Below are 17,004 nucleotides of genomic sequence, written 5' to 3' on the forward strand. Positions count from 1 at the left end.
ATGTCGATCAGCTTCGATAGTATCCCGACGAATTTGCGAGTTCCGTTCGTGTATGCCGAGTTTGACAACACGAACGCGGTATCCGGTCCGGCATTGATGCCTTATCGCAATCTGGTTATTGGCCAGCGCATTGCGAGTGGTCAGCCCGTCGCCGCTCTCACACCAATCCGGGTCACCAGTGCTGCCCAGGCAAAGAACTATTTCGGTGCTGGTTCGATGCTTGCCCAGATGCTTGAACGCCAGTTGCAGAACAATAGCGTTACCGAGACCTGGGCAATTGCACTTGATGATGATGGTGCCGCTCAGGCCGCGACCGGGGCTTTGACCGTAGGTGGCACGGTTTCGGCCGGCGTCATTTATCTCTACATCGGTGGTCGTCGTGTAAAGGTTGGTGTGTCTGGCGATGATGCGCTGAGCGATATCGCCAGCAACATCGTCGATGCGATTGCTGCCAACACAGATCTGTCGGTCTCTGCAGCTATTGACGGCGTTACGGCCGAGAAGGTCAACCTGACGGCACGCAACAAGGGCGTTGCGGGGAACGATCTGGATATCCGCGTCAACTACTACGATGGTGAGACCCTGCCTGAAGGCTTGACGCTTACGATCACAGCCATGTCTGGTGGGCAGGCAAACCCGGATATAGACACCGTGTGGGCGGCGATCGGTGATGAGCATTACAACGTCATCACCAACCCTTACACCGATGCTGCTAACCTCACGGCGCTCGAGACCGAACTGGTCGATCGTTGGGGACCGCTGCGCATGATTGAGGCGATGGCTTTCAGCGCAGCCACGGGAACGCATTCGGAATTGGGCACACTGGGCGACAGCCGCAACAGCCCGCATGTCTCAATCATGAACGGTGCCGGCAGCCCGTCGCCTACTTGGGAAATTGCGGCCGCTGTTGCAGGCAAGGTTTCGTACTACGCCAACATCGACCCGGCCCGTCCGTTCCAGACGCTGACGCTGGATGGCATCCTGCCACCGAAGACGCAGGATCGGTTCACGCTGCAGGAGAACAACCTGCTGCTGTTCGATGGCATTTCGACCTTCATGGTTGATGACGGTGGGTTGGTTCGTATTCAGCGTCTCATTACGACCTACAAGACCAACCCGCAGGGTGCGGAAGATATCAGCTACCTCGATGTCAATACGCCGCTGACCCTTGGCTATCTGCGCTACGATTTCCGCAATTACATCCTGCGCAAATATCCCCGTCATAAACTTGGCAATGACAGCACGAACTACGGTGCCGGTCAGGCAATCATGACGCCGAAGCTCGGCAAGGCCGAGGCGATTGCACGTTTCCGCGTATGGGAAGAACAGGGTCTGGTCGAGAACATCGATCAGTTCAAAAACGATCTGATTTGCGAGCGCAATGAAAGCGATCCGAACCGGCTCGACTGGTATCTGCCACCGGACCTTATGAACCAGTTCCGTGTTGGCGGGGCCAAGATCGGCTTCATTCTCTAACCGCTTTCCGTGAGGAGACAAGGATATGTCTAATAACCCAAATCGCCGCGCCGGGCGGATCTACTTCAAGGTCGATGGCACTCAATACGATGCCAAGGGCAGTTTCAGTTACAACCTGGGCGCAGACAAGCGCGACGGCATTGTCGGGGCGGACGGTGTGCACGGTTACAAAGCCATGCCGCAGGTTCCGTTCATCGAAGGTGCTGTGACGGACCGTCCGGACATGGACCTAAAGTCCGTTCTGGAACTGGACGGTGTGACAGTCACCCTCGAGCTGGCCAACAGTAAAACCATCGTCCTTCGCAACGCCTGGTGGGCCGGTGAAGGAACCGGCAGCTCAGAAGAGGCCGAAATTCCGGTCCGTTTCGAAGGTATTAGCGCCGAGGAGATGAAGTAATGAAGCCCATCACTGCAAAACTTAAGACGCCGATCGAAGCACATGGCGAGAAAGTCAGCGAGCTCACGCTCAACGAGCCGGATCTCGGCGGCCTTGATGGCGTCGATCTCACGGTCAGCATGGAAGGTACGATCAAGATCAATCTTGGTGACCTTCACAAGATCATCGCGTCGATGGCCGGTATCCCGCCGTCAGCCGCAAAGCAGATCAAGATCTCGGACCTGAAGAACATTGCGCCAGCGGTGATGGATTTTTTGGGAGAGTTCCTCCCAACTGGCGCGAGTTGATGGAGGAAGTGGCTTACACCTTTCATTTCCAGCCATCCGAGCTGGAGCGCATGAAGGTAAGCCAACTTCTCAAATGGCACACCGGTGCCCGCAATATTCACAAGAAATTGCATGGATAGCGACCCGAGATGGCAAACCGCGAACTCACATTGAAGATGATCGTCCAGGCGATAGACCGGGTGACCAAACCGGCACGCCAGATGGGAAATGCGATGGGCGATATGGCCCGTCGCGCCCGTCTTGATCATCTGCAAGCCAAATTGCTGGCAGCGCGTGAGCGTTTGTCATCGATGGGCACTGCTGCGCGCGATTTGGGTAAGCGGTTTCAGGATTTCGGTACCGGCGCTCTGACGAAGGTTACAGCGCCGTTGGCGTTGGCAGGAGGGTTTGCCTTTAACGCTTATGGCAAGATCGAGCAACTGACCACATCCTTCAAGTCGATGCTTGGTGGCGGTGAAGCAGCACGCCAGATGATGGAAAAGCTGACAACATTCGCGGCCAGCACGCCGTTTCAGCTGGAAGGTATTGGTCAGGCTACAAAGCAGTTGCTTTCCTTTGGCGTTTTGCCGGCAAAGATCATCGAAAATTTGCGGATGCTGGGCGATATCGGTGCCGGCGCCAACGTGCCGCTTAATGAAATGGCGGCAATCTTCGGGAAGGTCAAAGCCAAGGGCAAGGCCATGACCGAAGAACTGTTGCAGCTTTCGGATCGCGGTATTCCGATCATTGATGTCCTGGCCAAGGGACTTGGCAAGTCCAAGGATCAGATTTTCGAGTTGGCGTCTCAGGGGCGGATCAGCTTCGATATCCTCAAACGTGCCATGCAGACCATGACGGCCGAGGGCGGTATCTTCTTCAAACAGATGGAAGAGCAGTCCAAAACGCTGTTTGGTAAACTGTCGACGCTGAAGGACAACGTGTTCTTGCTGTTTGCGGATATCGGAGTGACGATCGACGAGATGTTCGGTGTCAAAGCGGGAATCGATTTCCTTATTGCCCAAGTGCAGGGCCTTCGCACTTCCTTTAAGGCGTTTGCCAAAGACCATCCTGAATTGGCAACGTGGATTGCTACACTGGCGTTACTCGCCGCAGCAATTGGACCTGTGATCATCGGGCTTGGGCTCGCATCCAGTGCTATTGGTGTCCTTAGCAGTGGCTTTGCGCTTGCATTTGCACCGATCACAGGACTGATCGCTGTCGTAGGCAACTTGGTTACGGCGTTGCGTGCCGGATATGGCGTTATGGCGGCATTCAATCTGGTTCTTGCGGCCAACCCGATCGGATTGATTGTTACGGCCGTCGCGGCTTTGGCTGCCGCAGCTTATCTGATCTACCAAAACTGGGGTCCGATCAGCAATTTCTTCTCCGGCCTATGGGCAGAAATCAAATCAGCCTTTGATCAGGGCTTCATCCAAGGTGTGTTGAAGGTTCTTGAAGTCTTCAACCCGACGATCTGGATTGCCAAAGGCGTCAATGCACTGATCGCGTACCTGTTTGGCATCGATCTGGCCAAGGTTGGCAGCGAGTGGATTGGCGGCCTTTGGGACGGGATGCAAGCCAAGTGGGCGGAGCTGGTCGACTGGTTGAGCACGGCCATTACGTCATTGATGGACTGGATGCCCGATTGGGTTAAAGAACGTCTGGGATTGGACGCAGGTGGTCTTGGGCAAATGCCTGGGGGCGCGGTCGGCAATGTCGCATCGGCAGTTGCGCCTGCAATCGGTCCGCAGAACGGCCAAGGACAGGGTCGCTTTGCCGGTGAGGTCAAGGTTTCCTTTGATAACGCGCCGTCAAACATGCGGGTCAAGGAAGTCAAATCAGACAATCCTGATTTCGTGCCGTCGGTTTATGCCGGCTACGCGATGGGAGGGTCGTGATGTCCTGGAAAGACAAGTTGCGTCCAGCCAGCTACAAGGGTGCGCGGTTCCACATCGAAGGTCACGATTCCGATGTGGCTGGTCGTGAAGTCCAGGTGCATGAGTATCCCGGCCGCGATGTGCCGTATCCCGAAGACATGCGCCGCAAAACCAAGAATTTCAGCTTTGCCGCCTATGTGATTGGCGATGACTACATGACGGTCCGCGATCAGCTGATCAGCGCGTGTGACAGCGAAGGTGCGGGCACGCTGGTGCACCCATATCTGGGTTCGATCATCGCCATTTGTACTGGCTGTAAACTGTCAGAGCGGGCTGATGAAGGACGCATGGCACGCCTTCAGCTCACTTTCGTTGAAGGTGGCACAAACCAGTTTCCGACATCGAGCAAGGATCAATCCTTTGCGCTGACGCAGGCCGTCGAAGCCGCCCACGCATCAAACCGCGAGAGTTTTGCCAATGACTTCTCGGTCGCAGGCAAACCAGCGTTTCTGGCCTATGAGTCGGTTGATGTGATTTCGGAGGCAACCAACGAGATCGATGGCGCGGTCAGTGACCAGGGCGACGGCACCTTTGCCCGTGCGCTGAGCAAGATCGGAAACGAAGCGCTGACCTTTGTTCAGAACCCGTCGGGTCTGGCCAATCAATTGGGAGATCTGGTTGTTCAGGCTGGCGAAGCTGCCGGTGCTGGTCCGGACACCATGCAGGCGCTCCGTCCTATTGCTCAGTTTGGTACGCAACTGGCATCGGTACCGCTGACCACGGCAACCCGAAAAGTCCAGGCGCTCAATCAGAATGCTGTCGTTTCGCTTGTGACCAACTCGGCTGTTATCGAGATGGCCAGGAACGTGATCGACACCCAGTTCGTGACAACGAACGATGCTTTCGCAACGCGCGACGAGATTGGCGGATATCTGGATACCGCGATGGATCGCGCCAGCGAGGCTGAGGATGATCAACTGTTCGAGACGCTCCGCGTACTTCGCACGGCGACCACCGATTACATCAACGCCCAATCGCCCCGCACAGCTCAGCTAATCAATACGGTGGCTCCGGTGACCGAGCCGGCACTGGTCACGGCTTATCGCCTTTACCAAGACGCCGGCCGTGCCGACGAGATCGCCACGCGCAACGGTGTGGCGCATCCGGGTTTTGTGCCTGGCGGGGAAATGATCGAGGTGCTGAGCAATGTCTGATGTCACGCTTAGCCTCAGCGGTACCAATTACGGTGGTTGGAAGCGCGTGCGTATCACGCGCTCGATCGAGCATATGGCAGGCACCTTTGACCTGCAGCTCAGCGATCGTTATCCGGCCGAGGGAAGCATTCCCGTTATCTCCCGAGGATCTGCCTGCAAGGTGGCCATCGATAGCGAAACTGTCATCACGGGTTTTGTCTATGACGATAATCCGGGCTTTGATGCAAAGTCGCGGGAGATCCGCGCAGCCGGTCGTGATGTGACAGGTGACCTTGTCGACTGCTCGGCAATCAACCGGCCGGGTGAATGGTTGAATGCCAGCCTTGAGAAGGTTGCGACCGATATCGCGCGGCCGTTCGGCATTCCATTGCGGGTCGAGACTGCCACGGGTGCAAGGTTCACCAAGTTCCGGATCGAGGAAGGCGAGACCGCTTTCGAGGCCATTGATCGGGCTTGCCGCATGCGCTCGGTTCTGGCGATCAGTGATGGCAAGGGAAGTCTGGTTATTACCAAACCCGGTGTTTCGCGGGTCTCTGTCAGGCTGGAGGAAGGGGTCAACCTTCTGTCCGGATCTGCTGGCTATTCGGATAACGAACGTTTCTCGCGCTATATCGTCAAGGCACAACAGCCGGGATCGGACGACTTGTCTGTCGATCAGATTGCCCAAGTGGTTGCCGAACAAACCGATGCAGGCGTTTCGCGCTATCGTCCGATGGTCATCCTGGCGGAGGATTCCGCCGATCGGAACTCCGCGCGCAAGCGTGCGCAGTTTGAGGCCAATGTCCGTGCAGCCCGCAGCCAGCAGATCACTGTGCGCGTGCAGGGATGGCGGGAAACTGAAAACGGCACGCTATGGCAGCCCAACCGCCTGGTGCAAATCAAATCAGCAACACTCAAGGTCGATCAGGATCTTCTGATCTCCCAGGTCATCAATACCAAGGATCAGTCCGGTACCGTGACAGAGCTCACGCTGTTGCCACCGGCCGCGTTCGATATCGAACCACCCAAAGAGAAGAAACTCAAAGATCAGGGGGCGCTCAAATGGATCGAATAAGCCTGATCTTCAATCGTTTGATCCAGCCGTTGCGTCGTCGCGTGATGCTGATGGTGTCCCGTGCGGTGATCAAGGTCGTGAATGACGCCGGGGGCATCCAGAAGCTTCAGATCGTCGGCTATGACGGTGAGCTTCTTGAGGGGGTCGAGCGTTTCCAGGAATATGGACTGACATCCGTACCAAAGGGCAATGCTGAGGCTGTGGCAACGGCCGTCGGCGGCAATCGTTCTCATACCATCGTGATCGCCGTTGATGATCGCCGTTTTCGTCTGAAGAACCTCGCACCTGGTGAAGTGGCCCTGTACGACGATCTTGGCCAGAAAGTGTATTTGAAGCGCGACGGCATTCTGATTGAGACAGACCAACCATCCGGTGTGACGGTCAATGCGCCTGCTGCGACGGTGAATTCGGACACGGTTACAACCAACGCGACCGAAGTCACGGTGAACGCGGCCAGGGCCGTTATCAACAGTGATGAAATTCATCTCGGCGCTGAAGGTGGACAACCGATCGCACGTGTAGGCGATCTGGTTGATGTTGCTTCGGGCAGCTCTGCAGGCCAGTGGCCGATTGTTTCTGGCTCTGACAAAGTGAGGGCCGGTTGATGGACGTCCTGATCGCATTTGATGACAAGCTTCTGATCGGCGACATCAAAACTGTTGCCGGCGACCTTGAAACGGACCCTTCGCTCCGCACTGCGGTTGTCATCAGCATCTTTACCGACGCACTGGCCAACCCGGACGATGAATTGCCAGCCGGTGAAACGGATCGACGTGGCTGGTGGGGAGATTTGTTGCCCGAAGTCGAAGGCGACAAGATCGGATCACGCCGCTGGCTTTATGTCCGTGAGAAGCAATCACCAGAAACCGCTGAGAAGATCCGCGAAGCCGATCAGGAAGCCCTGCAGTGGCTGATCGATGACGGGATCGCAGCGTCCGTGTCTGTTACGACCGAATGGATAGAACGCGGTGTTCTGGCCGAAGAGATCAAAATCACCAAACCCGATGGCGACCAGGTGAATTGGCGTTTTAATCAGCTGTGGGAGAACCTGTAATGCCATTCTCGCGTCCGACATTGGCGGATCTGGTGAACCAGATTTCAAGTGATATCAAAAGCAATCTGACCGATGCGAATGCCTGGCTGCGTCGTACCGTTCTGGGTGTTCTGTCACGCGCATTCGCCGGTGCGTTGCATGGGCTTTACGGCTTTATTTCCTATGTTGCCAAGCAGGTCTTTCCCGATACGGCCGAGAAGGCATTTTTGCGCCGCTGGGCTTCGATCTGGGGTGTAAAACCAAAGCCGGCACAGGCTGCGACTGGCAATGTAACCTTCACCGGACTAATCGGATCTACCATCCCGGTTGATACGGTCCTTCAGCGCTCTGACGGGGTCGAGTACGTCACGCTCGCCGCCTTGGACCTTGCTGCAGAAACCGGAACTGTCGCGATCGAGGCGATTGCGGGCGGTGCCACCGGCAATCTGGATGCTGGCGCAACACTGGCACTTGTTGAGCCGATCGTAGGCGTTCAGACCAATGTAACGGTCGCGGCCGGTGGCCTGTCCAAGGGCAGTGACGCAGAACAGGATGAGTCGCTTCTTGCACGGTTGCTCAACCGTATCCAGCGCCCGCCGCACGGCGGCAACAAGGACGACTATGAGACTTGGGCAAAGGACAAAGAGGCACATGGCATCGATGTCACGCGGGCCTGGTCAAACCCGCTCGAGCTTGGCTTGGGTACGGTTGTCCTACGCTTCATGATGGATGACACCCACGGTGATGGTATTCCGCTGCCTGCCGATGTGGCGACTGTCGCAAGCTATATTGATGAGGTTCATCCTGTAACGGCCGAAGTTACGGTCGTAGCGCCGGTGGCTGTTGCTGTGGCGTTCCAGATCTCCGGTCTGACACCAGGCAATGCAGCGGTCCGTTCTGCCATCGAGGCCGAGCTTCGCGATCTGATCCGCCGTGAAGCAGAACCGGGTAGCACGCTGTTGATCAGCCATGTTCGCGAGGCGATCTCGATCGCGGCCGGCGAGACCGATCATGTCCTGGTTGCGCCCAATGAGAACCTGGTCGCGGACACGCATGAAATCTTCACCTTTGGCAACATTACCTGGAGCTGAAGGTTATGCGGGCAACGATCGATCAATATCTCAACAACCTTCGATCCCTGATGCCAAAGGGCAAAGCCTGGGCACGCGAAAATGAGGCGGCCCTGACACGGCTGCTACGCGCCTTTGCTACGCCTCTCATGCGGGTCCACAACCGCGCAGTTGATCTGATCGATGAGGTTGATCCCAGAACGTCGGTTGAACTCCTGCCCGATTGGGAACGTGTTTGCGGGTTGCCAGACCCGTGCAGTGGCCAACCTGAAAGTTTGGCTGAACGTCGCGACCAGGTTGTCGCCAAACTTGCCGCACGCGGGGGGCAATCAATCCCGTTCTTTATCGAGCTCGCCCGCAACCTTGGTTACGAAGTCACGATTACCGAGTTCCGCCCCTTCAGGTGCATTTCGAAATGCAAAGACCCGCTGACGCAGGGCGATTGGCGATTTGTCTGGCAGGTCAACGCGCCCGCCGAAACCATTCGCACCATGAAGGCCAATTCCGGCTGCTCTGAGCCATTGCGGACATGGGGCAACGCACCGCTTGAATGCAACTTCAATCGCCTGAAGCCGGCGCACACCAAAGTCATTTTTACCTACGGAGCCTGATATGAAACGCATCGATACTCAAACAAAGGCAACCGATAAATTCGGCCCGGGCAAACACGGCTTTACCAATGGCAACCCGACGATCCCGACGCCAGCGACCGAACTGGACGAAAGTTGGTTTGATCACGTCCAGGAAGAGATCGCCAATTTCATCGAAGAACAAGGCATTGTCCTTGACGCGAACAATCGCACGCAATTAGCAGCCGCTATCACGGCGAAGCTGGCCAACGGCAATTACTTGCGCGGGAATGTCAGTTCAACCCTCACGGCCGGTTTCTGGACCACGCCGGTTGCGGCCACGGTCAATGCCGGGGATGTCACCTTGCCGGTGGCATCGGGCAACCGTTTCACCCTCACCGCGACCGAGGCGCTAACGATCCTTGCGCCGGACCCGATGCCTGCCGGTGGATCGGCTCGGCTTGAACTGACCATTGATGCTGTCGGCAATCACGCGATTTCGTGGGGGGCGGGTTTCCGGGTCAATCACGGCCAAATCGACACCGATCCGAATGTCGTAAACCTGATCCACATGGAATTTACCGGCGCACTTATCGACGTGCATATCACACAGCGGGCGGAGGCTTGATTAATGTCCATTCTGTTTGACAATCCGCCGCCTGCAATTGGCTGTGGTGATCCGGGTGATCCGATTGAATTTGGCTGTCTGTTTGATGGTAGCGGCGAGCTTACCAAGACATTCGCGGAGGCTGGTAATCGTCAGGAAATGACTATCCTTGTTCGGCTCAAGCTCGCAGGTCTGCCTGCTACCCAGAGAGCTGTTCTTTCTGCAAACGCTGGGGCGAACCGAACTGGAATTTTAATCAGTAATTCGCGCTTGGAATTGCATGGAGATGGTGCCATCCGGTGCCGATCAGATGCGCTATCTCGCGATTACGCAGGGCACACAAGTATCGTGCTGCATTTGCAGTCAACGAATGCGGACGCGGATCAGCGAGCAGCTTTCTTTGTCGACCTGAAGAAAATCCCGGTGACTTTCCCGGATGCTATCCCCTTGGATTGGAATTCTGGATTTTTCTCCGCGACCCAACATGCCATTTCTGGCTTGTTGTCTCCCGGAGACAACCGCCTTTCAGGATATGTTTCGGAAATCATCGCGATTGAAGGTTCGCTGGTCGCACCAGAAGAGTTTGACTACGTGACATCATATGGGCACGTAAGGGCAAAGCGGTTTGCCGGAACGGGTGGTGGTACGGCTGTGTACGGTCCCAAAGGCTTTCACCTGGACTTTGCCGATCCGCTTGATCTTGGCAAAGATATCTCGGGTAATGGCAACCACTTCACATCAAGCGGTTTGACGGCCAATAATCAGGTCACGGATACGCCAACAAATACGAAGTCCACCTTTAACCCAACGTTCCCGCCAATTGCAGGGAATAATACGGGCGTGTTGTCGTTTGCGAGCGGCAACCGGCGCATTGAAAGCTCTACGCAATTCATTGGTATTGTCCCTCAGACATCTGTGATCCCGAACGAAAAGAAATGGGTGAGCCGGACAACGATAGAGTATGTTACAGGCGTGGCGGGTGTTTCTGCTGTCATTGAACAAGGTGCCACCGACTTCTCAGGCAACGTGGTGTATCTCGAAGCCAATGGCACCATTTACGTTGACAACGCAATCGTTCAATCCGGCCTCGGATCGATTGTCGCGGAAGACGTGGTGGATACGTTTGTCGACCCACAGACAAGGCAAGTGTTTTTCAACCTGAACGGCGCACCATTCGGGTCACCCGTATCCATTCCCGGGACCGGCAGGCTTCTTTTTGCTTATCCAGATGCGCGAAACACAGGCGGCAGTATACAGCAATTAACCGATATATCACCGATAGCCGACTACTACCCGTTGACATCGGCCTATATGCCGTGCCCGGATATCCTTAACCCGGATGACTACTTTACAATCCGCCAATCCACCGGGGGGGCAGATGTCACCGACCTGCCTTGGGATACGCGAAGCCATAAAACTCTCGTTATCTCCAAAAGGACTGATACTAATCAGCCTTGGCGCATTCATGACACATTGAGGGGCGCTGGGCTGCCTTGGTCACCAAACCCAGCGGACCCGGAAATCACAACCGAACTGGATGGGCTCACTGCCTTTACCGATACCGGTTACACAATTGGGGCTGACGCGCCATACCAAGGTTCTCGTATAGACTATGTTTTCCGAGCAAGCCCCAAGTCCGGCTTCGATATCCTGACACTTGATCACGTCAATGGCGCTGCCTCAACTGTTCCGCATTTGGCCGGTGGCGCGATTGAATATGCTTGGGTCATTCCGTTGGACGGCGGCGACCGGCGCGTTTTTCACTCGAAATTGCCATCGGGCGACTACCTGAAGCTCAACGAAAATGACGTTGGCACGGATGTGGGGTGGTTTTCATCCGCGGCAAACACGGTGACGCTTGGGGCTTCGATGCCATCTGGGCGATACATCCTTTATGTTTGGAGGGCAGTGCCCCAGTTCTCGGCATTTGAAGTCCATGCCGGTACAGGCGATTCCGATGGCGCGATGGTACCAGTCGATTTCCAGCCCCGTGTGTGGCTTTGCAAGCGGGACGGAATTGGTCAACACACCGCAATTCAGGACACTGAGCGAAACCCGGAAAACCCTGCTACGCAAGTGATGTATCTGAGGCTGGATAACGCCAGTTCCGACACCGGGGAACCTGTAGATTTCGTTTCAAGCGGTGCGAAAACCAGATCCAATTCAATTGGGAACAACGCCAGCGGATCGCTTTACTACTCTGCCCTTTGGGCAGAATTTCCCGGCAAATTCGCGCGTGCGCGATAAACAGGAGACAGACTATGACAGCGCTTTATGCGATTTGTGACGATCAGTGGGTTTTGGCCCGCGTGGCCAACAGCCCGATGGGCCTTAAGGCGAAAACAGGTAAAACCTACAACAACGCGGCCTTGGCCACCGTCGAGGATTTGCGGGCGAACTTCGTGCTGGTGATTGATCAGGGGAGCAAGCCTGATCAGGAATGGCAGACGGTGATTGGCAACCCGCAAGTGGTGATTGACGGCGCTCCGAACGAGCCGGAAACCATGACGGCGACCTTGCAGTACATCACACAGCCGATCAGCCTTGAGGCGGCGAAGGACAAGCTGCGGAAACGTGCGACTCACTGCTGCAAGAAAGCCATGTTTAGCGGCTGGATCTGGGATCGCGCGGAGGGTGAAAGTTACGTCGTGCAAACCGATGAAATGAGCCGTGCGAATATCGCTGAGAAAGGTCGTCTTGCCGATCGGCGGGTCGCAGCGTCGGATGCCACGCTGATCCCGTTCCGGATGGCCGATAACTCGACGCCAAAAATCACCCCGGCAGAAATGACCTATATTGCCGACACGGTTGCCATCCTGCGTGACGATTGTATCGAAAACCTCGATGCGGTCTGGGCGTCGATCGAGGCGCTTCCGGATATTGAGGCCTGTATGGCGTTTGACTGCTCTACGGGCTTCCCGGCTGTGCCAGACCCGGAAGCGTCATAGCTATTGTGTGACACTGAAGAGTAAGACCAGGGCGAATATAATAGCCACCACTAGAACGATGAGCGAGATGGCGTCCAATAGAACAGGAAAGAACGACCAGCCTCTGCCAGGCCGAAAGCCGGGCTTGTCCTGGTGGACCGGCATAGCAAGGCTATGGAAGCGTTCAAGCGCCCCGAAACCCTCGATAATCATTCGGAAACCTTGAATGGCTAAGCCCAAAATGAATATCGCAGTAAGAATGGCGACATTGGTCTTCAGGGGGCCGGTAAAGAGCTGAGAGCCGACAAATGTGAGGGAAGCGAGCAAGCCGCCGCAAAGCCCTCTCAGGATGAAGCTTTGGAAGGTCTTCCACTTCAATCTGACTTCCTGATCGTACTCATCGATCGACTTATAGATCGCTTTCAGTTCTTCGGTGTGGTTTCCGATTTTCCGGGCGTTTGCATGGTCTCTTCGGAAATCCATCGCATTTCGGAACCATCCCCTGCGGACGTCAGATTTTTGCTTCTCGTTCTTGGTCATCATTTCCCCGTCATGAAACTAGGCGGGGGTCAGGGTGCGCCAACACCCTGAACCGGGAGGGCTTAGCTCCCACGATAAATCGCCCCGCCACCGTTGCAACGGCGGGTACAGATTAGAAAGACTTGTTTAGCTATGTCGACTCAAACAGTTACGCCTGTCCGCCCTGTCGCCCCGTATCTTGGTGGCAAACGCAATCTGGCCAAGCGATTGGTCGCCATGATCGATCAGATTGAGCACACCACCTATGCAGAGCCTTTTGTGGGTATGGGAGGCGTGTTTCTGCGCCGAATCCGTCAGCCCAAGGCCGAGGTCATCAACGATATCAACAAGGAGCTGGCGACCTTCTATCGCATCCTGCAGCGCCACTATGTGCCGTTCATGGATATGATGAAGTTTCAGATCACGACCAGGGCAGAGTTTGAGCGCCTGGTCAAAACAGATCCAACGACGCTGACGGATCTCGAGCGCGCTGCGCGGTTCCTCTATCTTCAGAGAACAGCTTTTGGCGGCAAGGTTTCCGGCCGAAATTTCGGGGTGTCGGTGGAGCGTGGTGGCCGCTTCGATATCACCAAGCTGGGGCCGATGCTAGACGATCTGCACACGAGGCTTTCAGGTGTGGTGATTGAATGCCTGCCATATGCTGATTTCATCAAACGCTATGACCGGCCGCAGACACTGTTCTACCTCGACCCGCCGTACTATGGCGGCGAGAATGACTATGGAAAGAACATTTTTGAGCGCGCCGATTTTGAGAAGCTCTCAGAGCATCTCAGAGGCCTCTCAGGGCGGTTTATCCTGTCTCTGAACGATACGCCAGAAGTGCGCCAGATCTTCGACGGGTTCTCAATGGACACGGCAGAGGTCAACTATTCGATCGCGAAGCAGTCTGAAAGCCGCCGTGCCTATGGCGAGTTGATCATTTCAAACATCTGATGGTGCGGGCGGCTTGAAACGGTCGCCCAAGCCTCTTAAATTCCCGATCGGGACAGGTGATGACCATAGTTGAGAGGCCATATGGACATTGCCAAGGACGGAATACCGCTAAGCGACACGGTCAGACACGACCTCGAAGCCGTTCACTTCTATTGCCGCACCTGCCATAGATCGATCTCAAAGACCCCGCAACAGCTGCTGACGCTTGCGTCGCCCGAAACTGGCCTTTGGGCGCTCACCCGTCGCCTACGCTGCAATTCATGCGGAGAGAGGGATTTCACGGTCCGGCTTGGCTACCCAAGAAATTGCGCCGGAATCGGTAAAGCAATACCGGACCTCCCAGCCAAGGATGATCCGGTATGACGAAAAGTGCTATGCTCCAACTTTAAATGGCGAGCACTCCAAAACCAAATGTCGCGCTACAGCTGCCTTGCCCGTGGGGTGCATGACACCTGGGGGGAGGAAAGGTGTCCGTTCCGGGCCTCGGTGCCGTGAGGGAGAGCACGACATCGATGTTTTCGTATCCGACAGTTAGGAATATGCCCTTGAATTGCGGCTCAAAATACGGGGGTTGGTGACCATTTTGGGGGTAAATTGGGGCAATTGCGGCAGCGCGGATATCCCCTTTATTTCGCAGCCCGACACCCGGACAAAAAAGTGGGGCGGGATAAAACCCGCCCCAATCTATTCGGGGTCATCATGGTCTTGGGGAGACCAGGTCAGCCGGGGTATTTCAGGTGGGGGAACAACCTGAAACCAATCGGGCCAGCTTCGTGAGGGGGGACAGAGACTGCTGACCGCGTCCTCGACTGACAGTTGAGAATATGCCTGCAGATCAAGGCGGGAAAACAGGTCACATTGGGCCATTTCGGGGCGAATTGTGTTCCAATCAAGGCATCCAAAACTCAACCCATTGATTTCATTGAGTCCGCCAAATTCCACCTCGGCCCAAAACCTATGAAATTCTTTTTTGGACAGGATTTCCGCGACCAACCAACGGCCCGATTCAGCCATATCGAAGGCCCATGGGAATATCCCTACTTTCAGTAATAGAATTGCCCTATCGCAAACAGTTAAACAATCAATTGGTGTAATTAAGAGCTATCACCCATACTCTCTTCAAGACAAAGAGAGCACATAAAGCCGCTTGGTTTGAAAGCGGCGAAAGGAGATAGATATGCAGATCGATATTGGCATCAATGAATCCAACCGTACCGCTATCGCCGACGGCCTTGGCCGCGTTCTGGCTGACAGCTACGCCCTGTATCTGAAAACGCACAATTTCCACTGGAACGTCACCGGCCCGATGTTCCAGACCCTGCACACCATGTTCGAAGAACAGTACACCGAACTGGCAACGGCAATTGACGAAGTTGCGGAACGCATCCGCTCGCTGGGCGCCTATGCCCCGGCCAGCTTCTCGGCCTACGCTGAACTGACCGCGATCAAGGAAGAAAAAGGTGTGCCGGCCGCCAAGGACATGATTGCCCAGCTGGTCGAAGGCCATGAAACCGTGATCAAGACCGCGCGTTCGCTCTATCCGATTTGCGATAGCTCCGATGATGACGCCACCGCAGACCTTCTGACCGCCCGCATTCAGGTCCATGAAAAAACCGCCTGGATGCTGCGTTCCCTGCTTGAAGGCTAAGAACCCGATTTATCGCGTCCCCAATGCAAAACGGCCCGGAAATTTCCGGGCCGTTTTTCTTTGTTTGTTTTACCTGATCAGCCAAACAGCGGATCAATCAAACGCACCGCTTCCAGCATCGCCTGATCATGTCCATGTGGCGCGCCGATCATAAGGGCGGCTGGTGCTGTTTCACCCGCCACCGGAACCGGTATAGAAAGCGCGCACGCATCTACAAGGTTGAGGTAACCGGTATTGCGCAACATCATCGCATTGAGGTTGTCAAAATCGGCCTCAACCGCCGCAATCTTGGGCGGCATCATCGGCAAGGTCGGCGCGATCATGACATCGACATCGGCCATCGCTGCCCCGAACATCGATACAAGATCGGTTCGCTTGGCATAGGCATCAATCACCTCATCACTCGACAGCGTATCGGCAAACTTCATCCGTGACAGAACCCTTGGATCACCAATGGTTTCAAGCTTGTCGAAATACTTGACATAGATCCGGTGCGCTTCAAACGCCACGAGCTTTTTGTTGAGGATCGCATTGCTGGCAATAAAGCCCAGATCAACCTCGACCAATTCATGCCCGGCATCTCTCAGCCGCTCGCAGATCATCGTAAAATCGGCCTGAACGCGCGCATCCAGCCCATCTACAAACGCATTCACCGGCACCCCGATGCGAAGCGACTTTGCACCCTCAGCAAGCGGTGCGACCATCATGCCCGTCAGGACCTCAAACGCCGCAATCGCGGTCGCAAGGTCGGCTGCCAACGGCCCCGGCGTATCAAAACTTTTGGCCAGCGGATGAACACCCGCACCCGGCACCGACAGGCGGCTTGGCTTGATGCCATAAAGCCCGTTAATCGCCGATGGAATACGGATCGATCCGCCGGTATCGGTGCCAAGCGCGATATCAACAAGCCCATGCGCCACAGTCAAACCGCCGCCCGATGTCGAGCCACCCGGAATGCCCTCAGCGTCAAAGATATTGCCCGGCGTACCGTAATGCGGATTAAGCCCGACACCGGAATAGGCAAACTCGCTCATGGTGGTGCGACCAAACGGAATGGCGCCTGCCGCCTTGATCCGGCGCACGCATTCGCAATCGACTTCCGCTGGCGCACGATCTTTCAGAAGTTGTGAGGCTGCAGACGTCACATGCCCCGCCTCGTCATAAAGATCCTTGACCGAGACCAGCATGCCGGCAAGCGGCGCACCAGGATTTTGCGCGCAATATTGCTCGGCCTCTGCGGCAGCTTGCAAAATTCGATCAGGATCGAACTCGGTAAAGATCTTGCCCTTCAGATCCCCCAGTTGATTGACCTTGTCGATTGCTTGTCTGGCCTTGTCAACCATCGCGCCCATAGCGGTGCCTCATCCTGTTATGGTGTTGTTCTGACGATGAA

At 55.6% G+C, this 17,004-nt stretch carries 18 protein-coding genes; 16 read left to right on the top strand and 2 right to left on the bottom strand.

The window, feature by feature from the left end:
- From CMO10_RS08675 to CMO10_RS08735, 14 genes are read left to right on the top strand one after another with little or no spacing between them, the layout of a single operon-like run.
- Positions 1 to 1,476, top strand: coding sequence for a phage tail sheath subtilisin-like domain-containing protein (locus CMO10_RS08675; RefSeq protein ID WP_297020798.1), 1,476 nt, complete (start codon positions 1 to 3; stop codon positions 1,474 to 1,476).
- Between the two features lie 25 nt (positions 1,477 to 1,501).
- Complete coding sequence (locus CMO10_RS08680; RefSeq protein WP_287465581.1) at positions 1,502 to 1,873, top strand: phage tail tube protein; 372 nt, start codon at positions 1,502 to 1,504, stop codon at positions 1,871 to 1,873.
- A complete protein-coding gene (locus CMO10_RS08685; RefSeq protein ID WP_297020806.1) occupies positions 1,873 to 2,160 on the top strand; it encodes a phage tail assembly protein in 288 nt (95 codons plus the stop codon). The genes CMO10_RS08680 and CMO10_RS08685 overlap by 1 nt, the downstream gene beginning before the upstream one ends.
- On the top strand, positions 2,160 to 2,279 hold the full coding sequence (locus CMO10_RS19790; RefSeq protein ID WP_363928337.1) for a GpE family phage tail protein: 120 nt from the start codon (positions 2,160 to 2,162) through the stop codon (positions 2,277 to 2,279). The genes CMO10_RS08685 and CMO10_RS19790 overlap by 1 nt, the downstream gene beginning before the upstream one ends.
- 9 nt (positions 2,280 to 2,288) lie before the next feature.
- Entirely contained in the window at positions 2,289 to 4,037 is a 1,749-nt protein-coding gene (locus CMO10_RS08690; protein ID WP_297020810.1) for a tape measure protein, read from the top strand.
- A complete protein-coding gene (locus CMO10_RS08695; protein WP_297020813.1) occupies positions 4,037 to 5,230 on the top strand; it encodes a DNA circularization protein in 1,194 nt (397 codons plus the stop codon). The genes CMO10_RS08690 and CMO10_RS08695 overlap by 1 nt, the downstream gene beginning before the upstream one ends.
- Entirely contained in the window at positions 5,223 to 6,284 is a 1,062-nt protein-coding gene (locus CMO10_RS08700; protein WP_297020816.1) for a phage baseplate assembly protein, read from the top strand. Before CMO10_RS08695 ends, CMO10_RS08700 begins: the two co-directional genes overlap by 8 nt.
- Positions 6,272 to 6,889 (top strand): phage baseplate assembly protein V, encoded by a 618-nt coding sequence (locus CMO10_RS08705; RefSeq protein ID WP_297020818.1) that lies wholly within the window; start codon positions 6,272 to 6,274, stop codon positions 6,887 to 6,889. Before CMO10_RS08700 ends, CMO10_RS08705 begins: the two co-directional genes overlap by 13 nt.
- Entirely contained in the window at positions 6,889 to 7,338 is a 450-nt protein-coding gene (locus tag CMO10_RS08710; RefSeq protein WP_297020820.1) for a phage GP46 family protein, read from the top strand. Before CMO10_RS08705 ends, CMO10_RS08710 begins: the two co-directional genes overlap by 1 nt.
- Positions 7,338 to 8,408 carry a baseplate J/gp47 family protein gene (locus CMO10_RS08715; RefSeq protein ID WP_297020824.1) on the top strand — a complete coding sequence of 357 codons (1,071 nt, stop codon included), beginning with the start codon at positions 7,338 to 7,340 and terminating at the stop codon, positions 8,406 to 8,408. The genes CMO10_RS08710 and CMO10_RS08715 overlap by 1 nt, the downstream gene beginning before the upstream one ends.
- A gap of 5 nt (positions 8,409 to 8,413) precedes the next feature.
- Complete coding sequence (locus tag CMO10_RS08720; protein WP_297020827.1) at positions 8,414 to 8,998, top strand: YmfQ family protein; 585 nt, start codon at positions 8,414 to 8,416, stop codon at positions 8,996 to 8,998.
- Position 8,999: 1 nt separating this feature from the next.
- Positions 9,000 to 9,584 carry a hypothetical protein gene (locus CMO10_RS08725; RefSeq protein ID WP_297020829.1) on the top strand — a complete coding sequence of 195 codons (585 nt, stop codon included), beginning with the start codon at positions 9,000 to 9,002 and terminating at the stop codon, positions 9,582 to 9,584.
- Between the two features lie 3 nt (positions 9,585 to 9,587).
- Complete coding sequence (locus CMO10_RS08730) at positions 9,588 to 11,810, top strand: DUF7483 domain-containing protein (protein ID WP_297020832.1); 2,223 nt, start codon at positions 9,588 to 9,590, stop codon at positions 11,808 to 11,810.
- A 14-nt stretch (positions 11,811 to 11,824) separates the two neighbouring features.
- Positions 11,825 to 12,511 (top strand): DUF4376 domain-containing protein, encoded by a 687-nt coding sequence (locus tag CMO10_RS08735; protein ID WP_297020834.1) that lies wholly within the window; start codon positions 11,825 to 11,827, stop codon positions 12,509 to 12,511.
- Here CMO10_RS08735 and CMO10_RS08740 read toward each other — a convergent pair whose 3' ends face one another.
- Positions 12,512 to 13,033 carry a hypothetical protein gene (locus CMO10_RS08740; RefSeq protein WP_297020836.1) on the bottom strand — a complete coding sequence of 174 codons (522 nt, stop codon included), beginning with the start codon at positions 13,031 to 13,033 and terminating at the stop codon, positions 12,512 to 12,514.
- Between the two features lie 129 nt (positions 13,034 to 13,162).
- On the opposite strand from CMO10_RS08740, the gene CMO10_RS08745 reads away from it, so the two are divergent.
- The gene (locus CMO10_RS08745; protein ID WP_297020839.1) at positions 13,163 to 13,963 is read left to right on the top strand and encodes a DNA adenine methylase; all 801 of its coding nucleotides are present in this window, start codon (positions 13,163 to 13,165) and stop codon (positions 13,961 to 13,963) included.
- A 1,177-nt stretch (positions 13,964 to 15,140) separates the two neighbouring features.
- The gene (locus CMO10_RS08750; protein WP_297020841.1) at positions 15,141 to 15,611 is read left to right on the top strand and encodes a Dps family protein; all 471 of its coding nucleotides are present in this window, start codon (positions 15,141 to 15,143) and stop codon (positions 15,609 to 15,611) included.
- Positions 15,612 to 15,688: 77 nt separating this feature from the next.
- Here the strand turns inward: CMO10_RS08750 and CMO10_RS08755 are convergent, their stop codons facing one another.
- A complete protein-coding gene (locus tag CMO10_RS08755; RefSeq protein WP_297020843.1) occupies positions 15,689 to 16,963 on the bottom strand; it encodes an amidase family protein in 1,275 nt (424 codons plus the stop codon).
- Positions 16,964 to 17,004 lie beyond the last annotated feature (41 nt).

The sequence above is a fragment of the Thalassospira sp. genome, from assembly GCF_002709775.1.
Classification (GTDB): domain Bacteria; phylum Pseudomonadota; class Alphaproteobacteria; order Rhodospirillales; family Thalassospiraceae; genus Thalassospira.

Excerpts from the sequence above, each read along its gene's own strand:
- CMO10_RS08675 (WP_297020798.1), top strand. The coding sequence starts at position 1 with ATGTCGATCAGCTTCGATAGTATCCCGACGAATTTGCGAGTTCCGTTC.
- CMO10_RS08680 (WP_287465581.1), top strand. The coding sequence starts at position 1,502 with ATGTCTAATAACCCAAATCGCCGCGCCGGGCGGATCTACTTCAAGGTC.
- CMO10_RS08685 (WP_297020806.1), top strand. The coding sequence starts at position 1,873 with ATGAAGCCCATCACTGCAAAACTTAAGACGCCGATCGAAGCACATGGC.
- CMO10_RS19790 (WP_363928337.1), top strand. The coding sequence starts at position 2,160 with ATGGAGGAAGTGGCTTACACCTTTCATTTCCAGCCATCCGAGCTGGAG.
- CMO10_RS08690 (WP_297020810.1), top strand. The coding sequence starts at position 2,289 with ATGGCAAACCGCGAACTCACATTGAAGATGATCGTCCAGGCGATAGAC.
- CMO10_RS08695 (WP_297020813.1), top strand. The coding sequence starts at position 4,037 with ATGTCCTGGAAAGACAAGTTGCGTCCAGCCAGCTACAAGGGTGCGCGG.
- CMO10_RS08700 (WP_297020816.1), top strand. The coding sequence starts at position 5,223 with ATGTCTGATGTCACGCTTAGCCTCAGCGGTACCAATTACGGTGGTTGG.
- CMO10_RS08705 (WP_297020818.1), top strand. The coding sequence starts at position 6,272 with ATGGATCGAATAAGCCTGATCTTCAATCGTTTGATCCAGCCGTTGCGT.
- CMO10_RS08710 (WP_297020820.1), top strand. The coding sequence starts at position 6,889 with ATGGACGTCCTGATCGCATTTGATGACAAGCTTCTGATCGGCGACATC.
- CMO10_RS08715 (WP_297020824.1), top strand. The coding sequence starts at position 7,338 with ATGCCATTCTCGCGTCCGACATTGGCGGATCTGGTGAACCAGATTTCA.
- CMO10_RS08720 (WP_297020827.1), top strand. The coding sequence starts at position 8,414 with ATGCGGGCAACGATCGATCAATATCTCAACAACCTTCGATCCCTGATG.
- CMO10_RS08725 (WP_297020829.1), top strand. The coding sequence starts at position 9,000 with ATGAAACGCATCGATACTCAAACAAAGGCAACCGATAAATTCGGCCCG.
- CMO10_RS08730 (WP_297020832.1), top strand. The coding sequence starts at position 9,588 with ATGTCCATTCTGTTTGACAATCCGCCGCCTGCAATTGGCTGTGGTGAT.
- CMO10_RS08735 (WP_297020834.1), top strand. The coding sequence starts at position 11,825 with ATGACAGCGCTTTATGCGATTTGTGACGATCAGTGGGTTTTGGCCCGC.
- CMO10_RS08740 (WP_297020836.1), bottom strand. The coding sequence starts at position 13,033 with ATGATGACCAAGAACGAGAAGCAAAAATCTGACGTCCGCAGGGGATGG.
- CMO10_RS08745 (WP_297020839.1), top strand. The coding sequence starts at position 13,163 with ATGTCGACTCAAACAGTTACGCCTGTCCGCCCTGTCGCCCCGTATCTT.
- CMO10_RS08750 (WP_297020841.1), top strand. The coding sequence starts at position 15,141 with ATGCAGATCGATATTGGCATCAATGAATCCAACCGTACCGCTATCGCC.
- CMO10_RS08755 (WP_297020843.1), bottom strand. The coding sequence starts at position 16,963 with ATGGGCGCGATGGTTGACAAGGCCAGACAAGCAATCGACAAGGTCAAT.